Here is a 15,135-nt window from a genome sequence, read left to right as displayed (position 1 = left end):
ACGAAAAAAGGGGACGGAGGGGATTAAGTCGTTTCTGCCCCTCCCGTCCCCTCCTTGCGCGGGCGGCCTTGTCTTCGCATCGCCACCGGGCGCCCGAGCGTCTTCTCTACCATCCGCAGGAACGCAGCATCCCCCAACGGACGCTGTTTGGCGCTATGACTGCGGATTGCGGGCAGATCGGCGGACGCATTCACATCGCGCAGGAATCGCGCATACACCGTCGTCCTGTTGCGAGCGGTCGCGGCCAACGCTCTGAATGCGGGATGCGGGGTCAGCATGGGGTCATCGCGTCGTTGAAGGTTGCCGTGCACGCTGGACCACGGATGATCTTCAGCACTGACCGCAATGCCGGCACGAACGGGATTGCGTTCGATGTAGCGGTATACGCTGAGCAGGTAAGCGTCGCTGTCGATCATCGAGGAATGGAAGCGGCCCTGCCACAGGGGACCGGTGCGGCCGTGCCGCTGGTTGAAAGCCTGTACATAGTTGTTGCCCTGCATGCGCATTGCATCGGCCAGCCCACGCTGCGTGGATGGCGTGGCCAGCAGGTGGATGTGGTTGTCCATCAGTACGTAGGCATGCAGTGCGACGCGGTGCTTGAGGAAAGCGCTGTGCAGCAGATGCAGGAACAGTTGCCGGTCGATGTCGTCGACAAAGATCGCACCCTTGTTCACACCGCGCTGGATCACGTGATAGGCCTGGCCGGCCAGCATCAGGCGCGCTTGTCGGGGCATGGGATTCCCAGGTCGAAGGGGGCCTCAGCCTGGCATCGGCACCGTGGCGTAGGGCATCAGGTAATGCCGCGCAGGCGTATCGGAGGAGTCAGAAGCGACTTAATCCCCTCCGTCCCCTTTTCCGTACCGCGCGGGCGTTACCCCCATCTCGCGCTTGAACACGTTGATGAAGGAACTGGGCGTGTCGTAGCCCATCGACAGGGCGACGCTGATCACCGGTTCGCCTGCCTGCAGGCGTGGCAGTGACAGCAGCACGCGCAGGCGCTGCCGCCACTGGCCCAGGGCCATGCCTGTTTCGGCCTGCCAACGGCGGGCGAGGCTGCGGCTGGACAGTCCGCTGGCGGCTGCCCACGCTTGGACGCTGCGCAGGTCGTCCGGCGAACGCGCCAGCGCCGCCGCGATCCGCCACAACCGGCGATCCCGCGGCTGTGGCAGGGCAAATGGCAAGGGAGTGCTGGCACGGATCTCATCGGCGATGACGCCGGCCAGGCGTGCCTGCGCAGCGTCCAGTGCCTGATGCTGCCAGCGCAGTGCGCGCGTCACCGCCGCCTGCAACAGCGCATCGGGTTGGAAAATACGGGGCAGCGGGGGCAGATCCAGGCCGGCATCGGCGCGGACGTACAGGCTCCAGCCATCGAACCCGTCTGCCCCGAGCAGCGCATGGGGCAGCAGCGGCGGTATCCAGGCAACGTGCCCGGCCGGAAGCAGCCACTGCAGATTCCCGGCTTCGATCCGCAACAGGCCCTGATGGGCGCCCAGCAATTGACCGCGCCGGTGTTGGTGGCGGGCGGTGCGCCGCCTCCCGGGCACGCGCAGCTGGCCGGCCAGCACGATGGGGCCGTCGTCGGCGTCCGCCAATGCCGGATCAATCAAGCCGGTCGGTGTCTGATCTGCCATATCCATTGGCAGTTATACGGCAGAAGCGCCGATCCGCGCGCGCCACACTGGGCGCCCATTTCAACACGAGCCGCCCCGATGCAGCCCCAGGACATCCTTCCCGACCACCAGAACGAAGTACAGGTAAACGGCCTCACCGTGCGCAAGGGCAGCGTCGGCGCCTTCCTCGCCAGCGTCCGTGACTGGCAGGACCCCGCCAGCGATGACGCCACCCGGGCCACCGCCGAAGCAGATCTGCGTGGGCTGCTGCCGGGCCTGCATGCGCTGGGCCTGTTCCAGGTGCTGGCCGCGCGCGATCCGGCACTGCAACGCCTGATCGACAGCCTCTCCTGAAACGAACACGGCCCGGACATGCCGGGCCGTGTCCTCATTGCGGGGGCGGAAACGACTTAATCCCCTCCGTCCCCTTTTTGCGGTCAGGTGCCGCCCGGGGCGAATACCAGGGTACGGCGGGTGGTGACCGGTGCGCTGACCGGCTCGAAGCGCCAGCGCTTGACCGCGTTCATGGCTTCGCGATCGAAGACGCGCGACGGTGTTGCGCGCAGCACGCGGGCGTTGGTCACTGAGCCGTCGGTGCCGACGGTGATTTCCACCAGCACTTCGCCGGAGGTGCCTGCACGCAGTGCCTCGGACGGATAGCGCGGCGCCGGGGTGCTGACCGGGCGCAGGTTCGGCGCCGCAGCGGCCGCTGGAGCCGCGGCCTGGCGTGCGGCACTGGCCTGCTGGGCGGCGGCCTGCTGCTGCTTCAGCTCGGCTTCGCGGCGCGCGGCGGCCTGGCGCTCGGCTTCCTGGCGCTCGTTGTCGCGGCGGGCGGCATCCTGCTGCGCAGCGATCTGCTTGGCCGCGTCGGCTTCCTTGGCACGCTGCTCGGCCAGGCGCTGCTGTTCGGTCTGCTGCTTGCTGCGGTCCTCGGCGTCCTTCTTGGCCTTCTCGGCTTCGGCCTCGGTGCGCTTGGCCGCGTTCTGCACGCCCTTGGCCAGGCCGTCCTTCAGGCGCGGCAGGGCCGGCGCGGAGGCATCCACCTTCTCGATCAGCGCCACCAGCCGCTGCGCTTCGGTGTAGTCCTCGCGCCCCAGGTGCTGCTCGGCGGCGATCAGGGTGTACGGCAGCAGGTCGGTCAGCGCGCTCTTCACCGAGGCGTCGTCCGGGGTCTTGTCGCGCAGGGCGAGGTAGTACTCGATGGCGTTGTCGCCGGCCGGCGCGTACATGCGGTTCTCGCGCAGGGCCTGGCTGGCCGACTCACGCAGCTGCTCGGTGCCCATCGACTGCACCTTGGCGGCGACCACCGGTGCGGCAGGTGCAGCGGCGGTGGGGGCGGCGGCCGGAGCCGGTGCTGCGGATTCTTCCTTGCCCGAGCAGGCGGCCAGCGCCAGTGCCAAAGCAACCGGCAGCCACCGGCGCGCGGCGGTGATCGTTGAGACGTGCGACATCCTGCTCCCCTTTAGAAGACGACGTGACGTAAATCATTGATATGCATGGCCGGGACCCGTGGTCCAGGCGCGGCAGGGTAGCGTTTCCCGACGCCACCGCCGGCAACGGCGAGGATGCAATCTAGCATCCCGGCCACCGCCCCGCACAAGGGGTGGTGGCCGGGTGGGGCCGCGGCGATCATGTCGTGGCCGGCGGCGACCTCAGTAGTCGTGTGCCTTGTCGTGCGACTTGCTGTGGCCGTTGGACATCAGCTTGTCGGTCCAGGCGATGCCGATCGCCGACAGGATGAACACGCAGTGGATGATGGTCTGCCACAGCACGCCTTCCTGGGTCAGCATCGAGCAGCGGGCGACACCGATGTTGGCGGCGGCCACGCTCATCTGCTCCGGCGTGCACAGCGGGATACCGCCCAGCGCACCGCTGGCGATGAAGGTCTTCAGCAGGTGGATCGAGGAGATGCCGATGATCGCCATCGCCAGCTTCACCTTCAGCACGCTGGCATTGACGTGGCTCAGCCATTCCGGCTGGTCCGGGTGGCCTTCCAGGCGCAGGCGCGAGACGAAGGTCTCGTAGCCGCCGACGATCACCATTACCAGCAGGTTGGAGATCATCACCACGTCGATCAGGCCCAGCACGATCAGCATGATCTGCTGCTCGCCCATCGAGGCGGAATGCGAGATCAGGTGCCACAGTTCCTTGCCGAACAGGAACACGTAGACGCACTGCGCCACGATCAGGCCCAGGTACAGCGGCAGCTGCAGCCAGCGCGAGGCGAAGATCAGCGAGGACAACGGGGACAGGGGACGAGGACTGTGGCTCATGCAGGACAGTGCGTTTCGGGGGAGCCGCGAGGTTACCGGCCCGCCATGACGGTGCCAACCCAACTCACGCACTAGACTTCAGGTTCCTTTCCGCACCCCGAGCCGACGCCATGATCGACCTGTATTACTGGCCCACCCCGAACGGCCACAAAGTGACCCTGCTGTTGGAGGAAGCCGGCCTGGAGTACCGCATCCACCCGGTCAACATCGGCTCGGGTGACCAGTTCAAGCCAGAGTTCCTGGCCATCTCGCCCAACAACAAGATGCCGGCCATCGTCGACCACGCCCCGGCCGATGGCGGTGCCCCGCAGAGCGTGTTCGAGTCCGGTGCGATCCTGCTGTACCTGGCCGAGAAGACCGGCCGCTTCCTGCCCAGCGACCCGCGCGGCCGCGTGGCCACCCTGGAATGGCTGTTCTGGCAGATGGCCGGCCTGGGTCCGATGAGTGGCCAGATGGGCCACTTCAACGTGTACGCACCAGAAAAAATTCCCTATGCCATCGAGCGCTACGACAACGAAGTGCGCCGCCTGCACGGGGTGATGGACAAGCGCCTGGCCCAGCACGCCTTCCTGGCCGGCGACGAGTACACCATCGCCGACATGGCCAGCTACCCGTGGATCGGCGCCTACGACAAGCTGCCGGTCGACTTCGCCGCGTTCCCGAACCTCAAGCGCTGGCACGAGGCCATCGCCGCGCGCCCGGCCACCCAGCGCGCCTATGCGCTGCGCCAGCAGGTGAACCCGAACGCCGGCAAGCCGCTCAGCGACGAAGAGCGCAAGCACCTGTTCGGCCAGCGCTGACCCGCCGCGGGGTCGGATCCCTTTGCAACGCAAAGGGCCCTGACCCCAGCACCGCAGCATGGGCAGAAGGTCATGCTGCCTTCCTGCACGGGCTTGGTTAGGATGGGGGAACGACCGCCCCGCGCCCGCCGCCGGGCGGACCTGCCGTTTGCCGGGATCCTCCATGCGCCACCTGTTCGCTTCGCTTGCCCTCATGCTCGCCACCAGTACCGCCGCCCACGCCGAAAAGCTGACCCTGGAGGCCATCACCGGCCCGCTGCCGCTGTCCGGCCCGACCCTGATGAAGCCCAAGGTGGCGCCGGACGGTTCGCAGGTCAGTTTCCTGCGCGGCAAGGACAGCGATCGCAACCAGCTGGATCTGTGGACCTACGACATCGGCAGTGGCCAGACCCGGTTGCTGGTTGATTCCAAGGTGGTGCTGCCCGGCACCGAGACCCTCAGCGATGAGGAAAAGGCGCGCCGCGAGCGCCAGCGCATCGCCGCGATGACCGGCATCGTCGATTACCAGTGGTCGCCGGACGCACAGCGCCTGCTGTTCCCGTTGGGCGGCGAGCTGTACCTGTACGACCTCAAGCAGCAGGGGGCGGCGGCCGTGCGCCAGCTGACCCACGGTGAGGGCTTCGCCACCGACGCCAAGCTGTCGCCCAAGGGCGGCTTCGTCAGCTTCATCCGCGGCCGCAACCTGTGGGTGATCGACCTGGCCAGTGGAAAGCAGCTGCAGCTGACCCGCGACGGCAGCACCACCATCGGCAACGGCGTGGCCGAGTTCGTCGCCGATGAAGAGATGGACCGCCACACCGGTTACTGGTGGGCACCGGACGATTCGGCCATCGCGTTCGCGCGCATCGACGAGGCACCGGTGCCGGTGCAGAAGCGCTACGAGGTCTACGCCGACCGCACCGATGTGATCGAACAGCGTTACCCGGCCGCCGGTGACGCCAACGTGCGCGTGCAGCTGGGCGTGATCGCACCGGCCGCCGAGGCGCAGCCGCGCTGGATCGACCTGGGCAAGGAACAGGACATCTACCTGGCCCGCGTCGATTGGCGCGATGCGCAGCACCTGAGCTTCCAGCGCCAGTCGCGCGACCAGAAGCAGCTGGACCTGGTGGAAGTGGCACTCGACTCCAACCGCCAGCGCGTACTCGCCCACGAGACCAGCCCGACCTGGGTACCGCTGCACAACAGCCTGCGCTTCCTTGAAGACGGCAGCGTGCTGTGGTCGTCCGAGCGCACCGGCTTCCAGCACCTGTACCGCATCGACAGCAACGGCAAGACCACCGCGCTGACCCACGGCAACTGGCCGGTGGACGAGCTGCTGGCGGTGGATGAGACGGCCGGCAAGGCCTACTTCCGCGCCGGCATCGAAAGCCCGCGCGAAAGCCAGATCTACGCGGTATCGCTGCAGGGCGGCGAGCCGCAGCGCCTGTCGAAGGCGCCGGGCATGCACAGCGCCACGTTCGCCCGCAATGCCAGCGTCTATGTCGACAGCTGGTCCAACAGCACCACGCCGCCGCAGATCGAGCTGTTCCGCGCCAACGGCGAGAAGATCGCCACACTGGTGGAAAACAACCTGGCCGATCCCAAGCACCCGTATGCGCGCTACCGCGACGCGCAGCGCCCGGTCGAGTTCGGCACGCTCACCGCCGCCGACGGCAAGACGCCGCTGCACTACAGCCTGATCAAGCCGGCCGGCTTCGATCCGTCCAGGCGCTACCCGGTGGCGGTGTATGTCTATGGCGGCCCGGCCAGCCAGACTGTCACCGACAGCTGGCCCGGCCGTGGCGACCATCTGTTCAACCAGTACCTGGCCCAGCAGGGCTACGTCGTGTTCTCGCTGGACAACCGCGGCACCCCGCGCCGCGGCCGCGACTTCGGTGGTGCGCTGTACGGGAAGCAGGGCACGGTGGAAGTGACCGACCAGCTGCGCGGCGTGGCCTGGCTCAAGCAGCAGCCGTGGGTGGACCCGGCGCGCATCGGCGTGCAGGGCTGGTCCAACGGCGGTTACATGACCCTGATGCTGCTGGCCAAGGCGTCGAACCAGTACGCCTGCGGCGTGGCCGGTGCCCCGGTCACCGACTGGGGCCTGTACGACAGCCATTACACCGAGCGCTACATGGACCTGCCGGCGCGCAACGACGCCGGTTACCGTGAAGCGCGCGTGCTGACCCACATCGATGGGCTGCGCTCGCCGTTGCTGCTGATCCACGGCATGGCGGACGACAACGTGCTGTTCACCAATTCGACCAGCTTGATGAGCGCGCTGCAGAAGCGCGGCCAGCCGTTCGAGCTGATGACCTACCCGGGTGCCAAGCATGGCCTGTCCGGCGCCGATGCCCTGCATCGCTACCGTGTGGCCGAAGCCTTCCTGGGGCGCTGCCTGAAGCCTTGAAACACAGACGGGAAGGAGCCCGCCGATGACACTGCCGCCGCCGATTCCCACCCACGGCCCGAAGCCCGCCGGCTGGTGGTCCCGCCACTGGCGCTGGGCGATGCCCGTGGCCGTGCTGCTGGTGCTGGCCGGGGCCGGTGGCACGGTGGCCTGGAGCGTGCTGCGCTGGAGTGAGGCGGCACGCGAGAGCCCACCGATGCGCGAGGCGATGCGTCGCGCCGGCTGCAGCATCGAACTGGTGGAAGCCTTCGGCGAGCCGCTGCGTACCGAATCGATGCCGCTGGGCAGCATGCAGACCGCGCTCAACGGCCAGCGCGATGTCGGCCTGACCGTGGCCCTGGAAGGCCCCCGCGCACACGGCCGGTTGTTCGTGAAGGGCACCCGCAGTGACGACGTGTGGGACTACCCGGTGATGTACGTGCTGGGCGAGAACAAGCAGACCTTCGACCTGACTGCGCTGGATGACGATGAGGCCGCGCAGGAATGCGAACTGCAGGCCTGCCGCGAACGCGGCGAATGCCCGCTGACCGCAGCGTTGTGACCTCCGGCCGATTGTCGCCACCGCGCTGAGCGCGTAGGGTGCGGGCAACCCTGTCCTGGAGTGCACCATGAAGCCGATCGCGTTGGCCGTTGCCCTGGCCCTGACCGCCGCCCCGCTGCTGTCCGCACCGCCGGCGCTGGCGGCACCCGCCGCCAAGGCCGCTACACCGGCCAGCCCGGCCTGGGTCGCCCGCAGCAACGCACTGGCGCAGATCCTGCTCGATGCGCAGGGCCCGTTCCAGCCGGAAGAAACCGGCTTCTTCGGCGTGCCCGGCTACGACGACAAGGTGGCCGACCTCGGCGCGGACAACGGCAAGCGCTACCGCGCCGCGATGGCCAAGGCCCGCGACGAACTGAAGGCGAAGCTGGCCACCGAGCAGGATCCCAACGTCCGCCAGGACCTGGAGATCATGATCCACGCCGCCAACCAGAACATCGAAGGCAGTGAGCTCAACGAGAAGTACCTGCTGCCGTGGAGTGACGCGCCGCAGACGGTGTTCAGCGGCCTCAACCTGCTGCTGTCCGACCAGGTGCCGGCCGAGCGCCGGGCCAAGGCGATCGACCGCCTCAAGGCTTACGCCGGCCTGCAGCCGGGCGGCACCGCGTTCACCACGCTGGCCCGCCAGCGCTACGAAGAGCGCTTGAAGGACAGCAGCCTGTTGCAGCCGACGAAGATCGAAGTGCAGCAGTCGCTGGACAACGTCGAGACCTACATCAGCGGCATCGAGTCGCTGCTGAAGAAGTACCAGATCGCCGGCGCCGATGAAGCGATGAAGGCCCTGGCCGGGCAGATGAAGGACTACGCCAGCTGGACGCGCTCGACCGTGCTGCCGAAGGCGCGCACCGACGCACGGCTGCCGGCGCCGCTGTACGCCTACCAGCTCAAGCAGGTCGGCATCGACATCGACCCGAAGCTGCTGATGCAGCGCGCGCAGCTGGAGTTCATGGAAACCCGCTCGGCGATGCAGCAGCTGGCGCCGCTGGTGGTGAAGGAGAAGGGCCTGAAGGTGGCCGACCCGAGCGACCCGGTGGCGGTGATCCGCGCGCTGAAGGCCGACAAGATCGCCGACGACCATCTGGAAGGCCACTACCGCAAGGTGATCGATGCGATCGATCCGCTGATCCGCGAGCATGCCATCGTCGACGTGCCCAAGCGCGCCATGCAGATGCGCCTGGGTTCGGCCGCCGAGAGCGCGGCCAGCCCGGCCCCGCATTTCCTGCCGGCGCCGCTGGTCAACAACACCGGGCAGCAGGGCACCTTCGTGCTGCCGCTGGGCAACCCGGCCGCGGGCCCGGGCGCACAGTACGACGACTTCAACTTCGGTGCGGCGGCGTGGACGCTGAGCGCGCATGAAGGCCGCCCCGGCCACGAGCTGCAGTTCACCGCGATGGTCGAGCGCGGCGTGTCGCTGGCACGCACCATGTTCGCGTTCAATTCGGTGAACGTGGAAGGCTGGGCGCTGTATGCCGAGGCCGAGATGGTGCCGTACGAGCCGCTGGACGGGCAGATGATCGCCCTGCAGTTCCGCCTGCTGCGCGCCGCACGCGCGATGCTCGACCCGATGCTCAACCTCGGCCTGACCGACCGCGCCAACGGCGAGCGCGTGCTGATGGAGCAGGTCGGCCTGTCCAAGGCGATGGCCACCCAGGAACTGGACCGCTACATGGTGCGCATGCCGGGCCAGGCCGGCAGCTACTTCTACGGCTACACCCGTATCCTGGAACTGCGCATGCAGACTGAGCTGGCACTGGGTGCGAAGTTCGACCGCCTGGCGTTCAACAACTTCCTGCTCGACCAGGGCCTGCTGCCGCCGGACCAGCTGGCCGACGCGGTGAACAAGGTGTTCGTGCCGAAGTACAAGCGCTGAACACCCCCCGGTAGTGCCGGCCGCTGGCCGGCATTCCCCTGACGTCGGGAGGATTTCTGAGGTTGCCGGCCAGCGGCCGGCACTACCCGCGGTGATGCTGCCGCGTCACCGCTGCGGGGTGATCACCTGCGTCGGCAGTCGTGCCGGCGGTTCCGGGTTCGGCACCCAGATCGCCACGCCGGCGGCGCGCTTCTGCGTGGTCGGAATACCGATGCCGACGCCACCGCCGACATGCGAGCCGAACGTGCCGGCACCCACCGACATGCCCACCGGTGAGCCGCTGCTGCCCACGCCCATCAGCACCACGCCATTGGCGCCCAGCGCTGCGGCCTCGCGCTTCAGGCGCGCCACCGCTGCATCGGTCTGGCCCTGCGTGCCGAAGCCCACGGCAGACGCCGATTCCAGCTGGGCGATTTCCTGGGAGCCGGCCGGCGGCGTCGAATAGATCTGCACCAGTGCCGGATCGATCGGCGCGCGGGCGCTCCCCAGCATGACCTTGGAGGTGCTGGCACAGCCAGCGGCGACCAGCAGGATGGCCGCCAACGCGGCCCAACGGATGTTCATGGCACGACCCCTGTAGGACTGGTTGCGATCATCGGCGGGCCACTCTGAATCGGCGCCAACACCCGGCCCAGAGCAGGCACGGCGGCACGCTAGCACGGTGCCGGTGACAGCCCCGCCAACGGCAGTAGGCGGCGACGGCGGGAACGACTATGGTGCACAGACAGGAACCAACTGCGGGAGAGTGGAATGGGCGTGATCAGTCTGTTGTGGGGCGTACTGGCGCTGTTGTGGATGATCCTGGCGCTGATTCCGCTGCTGGGCTGGGGCAACTGGTTCCTGATCCCGTTCGCCGCCGTGGGCGCGGTGATCGCCGCGCTGGGCATCCTGTTCACCCACCCGACCAAGCGCGGCCGGGCCTGGGCCGGGCTGGTGCTGAACGGCATCGTGGTGGTGGTCGGCATCCTGCGCCTGGGCCTGGGGGGCGGCGTGATCTGAGCCGCATCGCCGGGTGCGACAGGGCGTCGCAGGTACACGGCCGCGGGCCGGGCAGGGGCGTACAATGAACGGCTGCGCGAGCCCCCCGCGTGCCTGTGAATCCGCGCCCGGCGCGGCTGCCCCATGATCATCCGACCCCGTCCCCACGGCTGGCAACTGCTGTACATCCTGCGCGGCTCGATCGTAAAAGCGATCGCGCCGAAGGTGCTGGCCATCCTGATCCTGTCCATCGCGGTGGCCGCGGTGGTGGAGCTGGCGCCGCCGACCGGCATCGAGCGCGTTTCCGTCACGCCGTTCACCCTGCTCGGCCTGGTGCTGTCGATCTTCCTCAGTTTCCGCAACAGCGCCTGCTACGACCGCTGGTGGGAAGGCCGCAAGCTGTGGGGCCAGCTGGTCTACGAATCGCGTTCGCTGGCCCGCCAGGTGAACCTGCTGCTGGCCGATGACGCCGGTCGCCGCCGCCGCATCGCCTACCTCACTACGGCTTTTGCCCATGCGCTGGCCGCGCGCCTGCGCGGGCGCATCGTGGCCCTGGCGGCGTTGCCGTGGCTGGACAAGCCGCAGCGCGAGCAGCTGGGCCAGCGCGAGAACGTGCCCGACGCATTGCTGTCGATGATCGCTGCCGAGCTGGCCCACGCCCTGCGCGCCGGCGAACTCGACCCGATCCTCTACACCCAGCTGGAAGAGCGCCTGCACGCGATGTCGTCGATCCAGGCGGGCTGCGAGCGCATCCTCACCACGCCGCTGCCGTTCGCCTACACCCTGCTGCTGCATCGCTGCGCATGGATGTTCTGCGTGCTGCTGCCGTTCGGCCTGGCCAGCTCGCTGGGCTGGGGCACGCCGGTGCTGTCGGCGGTGCTGGCCTACGCCTTCTTCGGCCTGGACCAGCTGGGCGAAGAAATGGAAGACCCGTTCGGCCTGGAGCCGAACGACCTGCCGCTGGACGCGCTGGTGCGCACGATCGAGATCGACCAGCTCGACGCGCTCGGCGAACGCCCGTTGCCCGAACCCCTGCTGCCGCAGGGCTACCTGTTGCAATAGCCACTCCTCGGAGCCTGCCATGTCCCACCCGCTTTACCGCCCGCGCCGCATGCGCCACGACGAGTTCTCGCGCCGCCTGATGCGCGAGAACACGCTGACCACCGACGACCTGATCTACCCGGTGTTCGTGCACGAACGGGCGGGCCGCACCGCAGTGCCGTCGATGCCGGGCGTGGAGCGGCTGTCGATCGAAGAGCTGCTGAAGGTGGCCGAAGAAGCGCTGGAACTGGGCATTCCAGTGATCGACCTGTTCCCGGTGATCGACCCGTCGCTGAAGTCGCTGGACGCGTCGGCGGCGTGGGCCGAGGACGGCCTGGCGCAGCGTGCGATCCGCGCGCTGAAGTCGCGCTTCCCGGAACTGGGAGTGATGACCGACGTGGCGCTGGACCCGTACACCACCCACGGCCAGGACGGCATCATCGACGACAAGGGATACGTGCTCAACGACATCACTGTCGAAGCGCTGGTCAAGCAGTCGCTGTCGCACGCCGAGGCCGGTGTGGACATCGTCTCGCCGTCGGACATGATGGACGGCCGCATCGGCGCGATCCGCCGTGCGCTGGATGCCGACAACCACATCAACGTGCGCATCATGGCCTACTCGGCCAAGTACGCCTCGGCGTTCTACGGCCCGTTCCGTGATGCGGTGGGCAGCGCGGCCAGCCTCGGCAAGGCCGACAAGAAGACCTACCAGATGGACCCGGCCAACGGCGACGAGGCCCTGCGCGAGATCGCGCTGGACCTGGAAGAGGGCGCCGACATGGTGATGGTCAAGCCGGGCATGCCGTACCTGGACCTGGTGCGCCGGGTGAAGGAGACATTCGGAGTGCCGACCTTCGCCTATCAGGTGAGTGGCGAGTACGCGATGATGAAGGCCGCCTTCGCCAACGGCTGGCTGGACGAACGCGCCTGCGTGCTGGAGTCGCTGCTGGGTTTCAAGCGGGCCGGCGCCGATGGTGTGCTGACCTATTTCGCGCCGCAGGTGGCGCGATGGCTGCGCGAGCGCTGACAATAGCGCCACGATAGACGGAGGACTGCGCGATGGGACCCGAACTGGGATGGGTGCAATGGCTGATCTGGGGCACCGGTACGCTGGTGTTCGGCGCCATCATCGTCGCTGTCTTCATCGCCGCCTGGCGGGCCGGCAAGCGCCCGCCGGAACAGCTCTCCGCTGCCCGCCACGTGGCCCGTGAGCAGGCGCTGCCGGAGACCGTGCAGGCCGAGCTGGCCGCGTTGAACCAGCGCAAGGACAACGGCCAGCTGAGCGAGATGGAGTACGAGCAGTTGCGCGCCAAGGTGTTGTCGCGCTGACAGGGCGTTTCATCCACGCATGGCGTGGATCTACTGGTAGTCGCCAACCTTGGTTGGCGCTTTCACGTATGCCAACCAAGGTTGGCATCTACCAAACGGCCATCCACGCATGGCGTGGATCTACCGCGCGCACCCGGCCACCGCCGCCACCTTCGGCACCGCCAACCGGTACACGTCCACGCCACCGGCACGCGGCGCCTTCGCTGCACTGCTGGCCACCATCATCTCGCCCGGTTTGGCGTTGTCGATCACCGGCGCACCGGTCCAGCCGCCGGCCTGGTTGAACGACAGCCCCAGCGGCTGCAGCGCTACACCGCTCCACGCACAGCCGCTGCTCCAGACCTGCGCGGTACTGCCGTTGCCGCGGCTGAACACCACGGCGCCGTCCTGGCCCAGCCAGTCGCCGTCGGTCTCGTCGTCGGCGCTGTTCAACGCGCTCAGTGCGCTGGCCGGGCCGCGCAGGCCCTGCGCATCCAGCGTCGCCACGAACAGGTCCCAGCCGGCGCCACGGCCCTGCTGGCGGGCAAACAACAGCTGCTTGCCGTCCGCGCTCAGGGCCGGCCCGCGCTCTTCCCGGCGCCCGCCGTCACCGGCCAGCGGCTGCGCCGGGCCCAGCCGGCCGTCGGCGGCCAACGCGGCGCGGTACAGCGCCAGCGCGCCCTCGCGGCCGGCCGCGAACAGCAGCCAGCGGCCGTCACGGCTGAAGTAGGGATCGCGGGCTTCACCGGCCACGCCTACCGGCAGTACCTGTGCCTGCTGCCAGCGACCGTCCACCACGCGCGCCTCCCACAGGCCCCAGCCGGCCTCGCCGCGGCGGGCGAAGACGATGCGCTGGCCATCGGCGCTGATCGTGGCGCGACCTTCGTCGGCGCGGGTCGAGACCACGCCCATGCCTTCGATGCCGTACTCGTTCAACGCCATCGCCACGGGGGCAGAGAGTAGACTGGCGGCGAGCACCAGCAGGGGCGGGGTGATGCGCATCATCCGGTTCCGTGCACGAAAGAGCATCAGTCTAGTCAGCTTGAGGATTCCATGACCGACCGTTACGCCGTCTTCGGACACCCCGTTGCCCACTCGAAGTCGCCGCAGATCCACGCGACGTTCGGTCGCCAGGAAGGCATCGCCATCGACTACCGCGCGATCGACCTGGCCCCGGATGCGTTCCTGGCCGGACTGGAGGCCTTCGCCGCCGAGGACGGTGTCGGCGCCAACGTCACCCTGCCGCACAAGGAAGCCGCGTTCTCGGTGTGCACCACGCTGACCGCGCGCGCGCGCCGCGCCGGCTCGGTCAACACACTGCTGCGCAAGGGCGACCGCTGGCACGGCGACACCACCGATGGCATCGGCCTGGTGCGCGACCTGACCGACCGCCACGGCCTGGACCTGCGCGGCCGCCGCGTGCTGATGATCGGCGCCGGTGGCTCGGCGCGCAGCGTCGCCCCGGCGCTGCTCGATGCCGGCATCACCGAACTGGTGGTGGTCAACCGCACGCCGGAGCGCGCCGACGAACTGATCGACGCGATGGGCGAACCCGGCCGTGCGATCAGCCGCTACTGGGAAGACCTGCGCGACCTCGGCGACTTCGAACTGATCGTCAATGCCACCTCGGCTGGCCGCGACCGCGACGTCGAGTTCAAGCTGCCGCTGTCGCTGGTCAATTCGATGACCACTGCCGTCGACCTGAACTACGGCGAGGCGGCCATCGCCTTCCTGGCCTGGGCCCGTGCGGCGCAGTGCCGCAATACCGTCGACGGCCTGGGCATGCTGGTCGAGCAGGCCGCCGAGAGCTTCCTGCAGTGGCACGGCGTGCGCCCGCAGACCGGCGAGGTCTACCAGTCGCTGCGCCAGGGCTCGGCCGTGCTGGCCGGCGAGGACTGACCGATGGACAGCACAACCCTGATGGTGACCGTGCTGAGCATGGTCGGCGTGCGCCTGCCTGTGCTGATCGCGCTGTGCGTCGGCCTGGTCTGGGTGGTCGGTGCGCCGCGCGATGCCACCCGCACCGGCGCGCTGGTCGGCCTGCTGCTGTTGCTGCTGTCCAGCCTGGGTGGCCTGGCGGCGGGCATGCTGCCGATGTGGCTGGTCAGCAGCGGCAACTTCAGCGCCATCTCGGGCATGAGCGCCATCTTCGGCGTGGTGCACTTCGCGCTGGCGATGGTCGAGGCCATCGGCGTGGTGCTGCTGGTGTGGGCGCTGGTGCGCCTGCTGCGTAGCCGTCCCGCCCCGGTCGCCTGAGCGCTGGCGCCGGGCCACGCCCGGCGTGTTTCGCCCCTGTGCGGCGCGGGCTTCGGACCGTGCGCGCCG

The 15,135-nt window shown here is 68.6% G+C and carries 17 protein-coding genes; 11 read left to right on the top strand and 6 right to left on the bottom strand.

The features are described from left to right. Window positions 1-23: 23 nt before the first annotated feature. Entirely contained in the window at window positions 24-734 is a 711-nt protein-coding gene (locus AC5P5W_RS09960) for a transposase (RefSeq protein WP_014648802.1), read from the bottom strand. 99 nt (window positions 735-833) lie between these two features. Continuing rightward, the gene (locus AC5P5W_RS09955) at window positions 834-1,631 is read right to left on the bottom strand and encodes a helix-turn-helix domain-containing protein (RefSeq protein WP_197574906.1); all 798 of its coding nucleotides are present in this window, start codon (window positions 1,629-1,631) and stop codon (window positions 834-836) included. 78 nt (window positions 1,632-1,709) lie between these two features. On the opposite strand from AC5P5W_RS09955, the gene AC5P5W_RS09950 reads away from it, so the two are divergent. Then, window positions 1,710-1,964 carry a hypothetical protein gene (locus tag AC5P5W_RS09950; RefSeq protein WP_049442042.1) on the top strand — a complete coding sequence of 85 codons (255 nt, stop codon included), beginning with the start codon at window positions 1,710-1,712 and terminating at the stop codon, window positions 1,962-1,964. Between the two features lie 83 nt (window positions 1,965-2,047). Here the strand turns inward: AC5P5W_RS09950 and AC5P5W_RS09945 are convergent, their stop codons facing one another. Continuing rightward, the gene (locus AC5P5W_RS09945) at window positions 2,048-3,061 is read right to left on the bottom strand and encodes an energy transducer TonB (protein ID WP_014648799.1); all 1,014 of its coding nucleotides are present in this window, start codon (window positions 3,059-3,061) and stop codon (window positions 2,048-2,050) included. A gap of 201 nt (window positions 3,062-3,262) precedes the next feature. Then, window positions 3,263-3,883, bottom strand: coding sequence for a TIGR00645 family protein (locus AC5P5W_RS09940; protein ID WP_197574900.1), 621 nt, complete (start codon window positions 3,881-3,883; stop codon window positions 3,263-3,265). Between the two features lie 110 nt (window positions 3,884-3,993). Between AC5P5W_RS09940 and AC5P5W_RS09935 the strand changes: the two genes are divergently transcribed. The 4 genes from AC5P5W_RS09935 to AC5P5W_RS09920 all read left to right on the top strand — a co-directional run bounded on the left by AC5P5W_RS09935 (window position 3,994) and on the right by AC5P5W_RS09920 (window position 9,480). Further along, window positions 3,994-4,683 (top strand): glutathione binding-like protein, encoded by a 690-nt coding sequence (locus AC5P5W_RS09935; protein ID WP_046433096.1) that lies wholly within the window; start codon window positions 3,994-3,996, stop codon window positions 4,681-4,683. Window positions 4,684-4,846: 163 nt separating this feature from the next. Continuing rightward, complete coding sequence (locus tag AC5P5W_RS09930; protein WP_164077006.1) at window positions 4,847-7,072, top strand: S9 family peptidase; 2,226 nt, start codon at window positions 4,847-4,849, stop codon at window positions 7,070-7,072. Window positions 7,073-7,097: 25 nt separating this feature from the next. Continuing rightward, window positions 7,098-7,613: a cytochrome c oxidase assembly factor Coa1 family protein gene (locus AC5P5W_RS09925; protein WP_014648795.1), complete on the top strand. Its 516-nt coding sequence runs from the start codon at window positions 7,098-7,100 to the stop codon at window positions 7,611-7,613. Window positions 7,614-7,680: 67 nt separating this feature from the next. Then, complete coding sequence (locus AC5P5W_RS09920) at window positions 7,681-9,480, top strand: DUF885 domain-containing protein (protein WP_046433089.1); 1,800 nt, start codon at window positions 7,681-7,683, stop codon at window positions 9,478-9,480. A gap of 105 nt (window positions 9,481-9,585) precedes the next feature. On the opposite strand, the gene AC5P5W_RS09915 is transcribed toward AC5P5W_RS09920, so the two are convergent. Then, window positions 9,586-10,044, bottom strand: coding sequence for a hypothetical protein (locus AC5P5W_RS09915; RefSeq protein ID WP_197575502.1), 459 nt, complete (start codon window positions 10,042-10,044; stop codon window positions 9,586-9,588). A 186-nt stretch (window positions 10,045-10,230) separates the two neighbouring features. Here AC5P5W_RS09915 and AC5P5W_RS09910 point away from each other — a divergent pair, with 186 nt between their 5' ends. The 4 genes from AC5P5W_RS09910 (at window position 10,231) to AC5P5W_RS09895 (ending at window position 12,831) form a co-directional block, all read left to right on the top strand. Beyond that, the gene (locus tag AC5P5W_RS09910; protein WP_005420185.1) at window positions 10,231-10,479 is read left to right on the top strand and encodes a hypothetical protein; all 249 of its coding nucleotides are present in this window, start codon (window positions 10,231-10,233) and stop codon (window positions 10,477-10,479) included. 123 nt (window positions 10,480-10,602) lie between these two features. Then, window positions 10,603-11,520, top strand: a complete 918-nt coding sequence (locus AC5P5W_RS09905) for a bestrophin family protein (protein WP_049404914.1) — start codon at window positions 10,603-10,605, stop codon at window positions 11,518-11,520. Between the two features lie 19 nt (window positions 11,521-11,539). After that, window positions 11,540-12,529: a porphobilinogen synthase gene (hemB, locus tag AC5P5W_RS09900; RefSeq protein ID WP_014648793.1), complete on the top strand. Its 990-nt coding sequence runs from the start codon at window positions 11,540-11,542 to the stop codon at window positions 12,527-12,529. A gap of 32 nt (window positions 12,530-12,561) precedes the next feature. Further along, window positions 12,562-12,831: a gas vesicle protein GvpG gene (locus tag AC5P5W_RS09895; RefSeq protein WP_014648792.1), complete on the top strand. Its 270-nt coding sequence runs from the start codon at window positions 12,562-12,564 to the stop codon at window positions 12,829-12,831. A gap of 120 nt (window positions 12,832-12,951) precedes the next feature. Here AC5P5W_RS09895 and AC5P5W_RS09890 read toward each other — a convergent pair whose 3' ends face one another. Continuing rightward, entirely contained in the window at window positions 12,952-13,815 is an 864-nt protein-coding gene (locus tag AC5P5W_RS09890; protein WP_169412000.1) for a TolB-like translocation protein, read from the bottom strand. Window positions 13,816-13,863: 48 nt separating this feature from the next. Between AC5P5W_RS09890 and aroE the strand changes: the two genes are divergently transcribed. Both aroE and AC5P5W_RS09880 read left to right on the top strand, forming a co-directional pair. Then, entirely contained in the window at window positions 13,864-14,709 is an 846-nt protein-coding gene (aroE, locus tag AC5P5W_RS09885) for a shikimate dehydrogenase (protein WP_014648790.1), read from the top strand. Window positions 14,710-14,712: 3 nt separating this feature from the next. Beyond that, window positions 14,713-15,066, top strand: a complete 354-nt coding sequence (locus tag AC5P5W_RS09880) for a hypothetical protein (RefSeq protein ID WP_014648789.1) — start codon at window positions 14,713-14,715, stop codon at window positions 15,064-15,066. Window positions 15,067-15,135: the final 69 nt, after the last annotated feature.

The organism is Stenotrophomonas sp. YJH_SMC_123, from assembly GCF_059368215.1.
This window is presented reverse-complemented; position numbering and strand designations above follow the sequence as displayed.

Coding starts and splice junctions, on each gene's coding strand:
- AC5P5W_RS09960 (WP_014648802.1), bottom strand. CDS start 734: ATGCCCCGACAAGCGCGCCTGATGCTGGCCGGCCAGGCCTATCACGTG.
- AC5P5W_RS09955 (WP_197574906.1), bottom strand. CDS start 1,631: ATGGCAGATCAGACACCGACCGGCTTGATTGATCCGGCATTGGCGGAC.
- AC5P5W_RS09950 (WP_049442042.1), top strand. CDS start 1,710: ATGCAGCCCCAGGACATCCTTCCCGACCACCAGAACGAAGTACAGGTA.
- AC5P5W_RS09945 (WP_014648799.1), bottom strand. CDS start 3,061: ATGTCGCACGTCTCAACGATCACCGCCGCGCGCCGGTGGCTGCCGGTT.
- AC5P5W_RS09940 (WP_197574900.1), bottom strand. CDS start 3,883: ATGAGCCACAGTCCTCGTCCCCTGTCCCCGTTGTCCTCGCTGATCTTC.
- AC5P5W_RS09935 (WP_046433096.1), top strand. CDS start 3,994: ATGATCGACCTGTATTACTGGCCCACCCCGAACGGCCACAAAGTGACC.
- AC5P5W_RS09930 (WP_164077006.1), top strand. CDS start 4,847: ATGCGCCACCTGTTCGCTTCGCTTGCCCTCATGCTCGCCACCAGTACC.
- AC5P5W_RS09925 (WP_014648795.1), top strand. CDS start 7,098: ATGACACTGCCGCCGCCGATTCCCACCCACGGCCCGAAGCCCGCCGGC.
- AC5P5W_RS09920 (WP_046433089.1), top strand. CDS start 7,681: ATGAAGCCGATCGCGTTGGCCGTTGCCCTGGCCCTGACCGCCGCCCCG.
- AC5P5W_RS09915 (WP_197575502.1), bottom strand. CDS start 10,044: ATGAACATCCGTTGGGCCGCGTTGGCGGCCATCCTGCTGGTCGCCGCT.
- AC5P5W_RS09910 (WP_005420185.1), top strand. CDS start 10,231: ATGGGCGTGATCAGTCTGTTGTGGGGCGTACTGGCGCTGTTGTGGATG.
- AC5P5W_RS09905 (WP_049404914.1), top strand. CDS start 10,603: ATGATCATCCGACCCCGTCCCCACGGCTGGCAACTGCTGTACATCCTG.
- hemB (WP_014648793.1), top strand. CDS start 11,540: ATGTCCCACCCGCTTTACCGCCCGCGCCGCATGCGCCACGACGAGTTC.
- AC5P5W_RS09895 (WP_014648792.1), top strand. CDS start 12,562: ATGGGACCCGAACTGGGATGGGTGCAATGGCTGATCTGGGGCACCGGT.
- AC5P5W_RS09890 (WP_169412000.1), bottom strand. CDS start 13,815: ATGATGCGCATCACCCCGCCCCTGCTGGTGCTCGCCGCCAGTCTACTC.
- aroE (WP_014648790.1), top strand. CDS start 13,864: ATGACCGACCGTTACGCCGTCTTCGGACACCCCGTTGCCCACTCGAAG.
- AC5P5W_RS09880 (WP_014648789.1), top strand. CDS start 14,713: ATGGACAGCACAACCCTGATGGTGACCGTGCTGAGCATGGTCGGCGTG.